This is a genomic window from Nocardia sp. NPDC004260, assembly GCF_053603155.1.
Window position 1 is genome coordinate 1 of the sequence record NZ_JBSGEZ010000242.1, and the last position, 1862, is coordinate 1862.

At 66.6% G+C, this 1862-nt stretch carries 1 protein-coding gene; it reads right to left on the reverse strand.

Annotated features, from left to right (window positions below):
* Positions 1 to 183 precede the first annotated feature (183 nt).
* On the reverse strand, positions 184 to 1320 hold the full coding sequence (locus ACWEO7_RS39350; RefSeq protein WP_452430913.1) for an IS110 family transposase: 1137 nt from the start codon (positions 1318 to 1320) through the stop codon (positions 184 to 186).
* Positions 1321 to 1862 lie beyond the last annotated feature (542 nt).

The window sequence follows — 1862 nt, forward strand, 5'->3', positions numbered from 1 at the left end:
CGGTCCGCCGTTCCGGTGAATGGCGAGTGGAGCTGTACCAGAACACGCCCGCGCAGTTCCACGGCCGGCCCGAGGCGGTCGACGAGCTCACCACGCAGCTGCGCGCAGTGCTGAAAGACGCCGGCTGACCTCCTCTCACCACTGCTATTCGCCAGGTGTGCGGGGGGGTCCCTATGGTGTTCGTCAAGCCGCTGAGGTCGTGGGTGATCGGTAGAGTTCGCCGTGTTTGAGCATCGCGTAGAGGACGTCGCAGCGTCGCCGGGCCAGGCAGATGAGGGCGGCGTTGTGTTTCTTGCCTTCGGCTCTTTTTCTGTCGTAGTAGGCGCGGCTGGCGGGGTCGTGCAGTGCGGCGAACGCGGACAGGAACAGTGCCCGTTTCAGCTTGTGGTTGCCGGACCGGGCCGGGTGCTCACCGCGGATGGAGCTGCCGGAGCGGTGAGTGACCGGAGCGATGCCGGCGTAGGCGGCAAGGTGGCCGGCCGAGGCGAAGCCAGCGCCGTCGCCGACCTCGAGCAGGATGCGGGCTCCGGTCCTGACTCCGATGCCGGGCATCGAGGTCAGGACCTTGGAAAGAGGGTGTGCATCGAGCATCTCCTCGATGTTCTCGGCGATCGATTTCCTCTGTTGAAGAACGGATTTGAGCTGGTCGGCCAGTTTCGGCAACACGACTTCGGCGGCTTTGCTACCGGCCATGCGGGGTGCGTGTTTGACCGCGATCGCGGTCAGTTTCCGTCGCCCTGCCGCACGGATGCCTGCGGGTCCACCGCAGCGGGACAGGATCTCGAGCACCGCTGGGTGGGCGATTCGCGGGCCGAGGACGCGTTCGAGGGCCGGATGGATGCCGGTAAGCAGGCCGCGGATGCGGTTGCTGGTGCGGGTTGCCTCGCCTGCGAGGTCGTCGTCATAGCCGACCAGGACACCGAGTTCGGTCAACGCTTCGTCGCCGACGTCGACTCGGCGCAGTGCGTGCGGCATGGTGCGTGCGGCGTCGGCGATGATGTACGCGTCTCGGGCGTCGGTCTTGGCTTGGCCTGGGTAGAGGTCGGCGATGCGGCGCATGGCCAGGCCGAGAAGGTAGGCCACGTCGTGGCCGCGGTCGCGGGCCACGGTGACCGGCAGCGCGCCGATCGTGTTCGGCTGGTCGACCACGATCAGGATCGGTCCGTGTGCGGCGAGTTTGTCGAAAACGGCCCGCAGCTTGGATTCGTCGTTGGGCAAGGCTTTGTCGAACAGGCGCTTACCGGCCGGGTCGAGCCCGACAGCGTGGTGTTCACCTTTGCCCACGTCGACGCCGCAGAACACGGCGTAGCTGGCTGTCACGTCCTGGTTCCTTCGGTCAGCACGGGGCGGTCACCGATCGGGCATCGGCGGCCGGCACCCACGTTACGAAGAGACCTGAAATGCGGCCCTGTCCCTATCAGCGGTCCATCCGATGCCACCGGTACCCGGCGACACCACCCCCCGGATCATGCGAAAGACAGGGGCAAGAAGTCATATCGGGCCCGGCGACCGAGGCCCTGGATCGGACCCACGAGAAAGGTAACGGGGGGAGTGGTTGGCGCTTGGCTTGGCTGCCGATGAGGGTTGATCGGCGTGCTGGAGGTCGGGGTTCATGGTGACGCGGGTGTTCGCGGACGAGGAGTCGGAGCTAACCGCAGGCGGGGGAGTGGTCCAATTACCGTGTGGCAGCGGAGTGGTCAATCACTTCTCGGCCGGGCCCGGGGCGCTTCGTGTACCTCCCAGTGCGGTCCAGCGATTCTTTCCGCAGCCTGGGCCCACATCACGTCCGAGGTGCTGATCGGCAACCGGCCGGCCGAAGCCGAGAACCGCGCGAACCCGGGCCATTGGGAGGGTGATCTCAT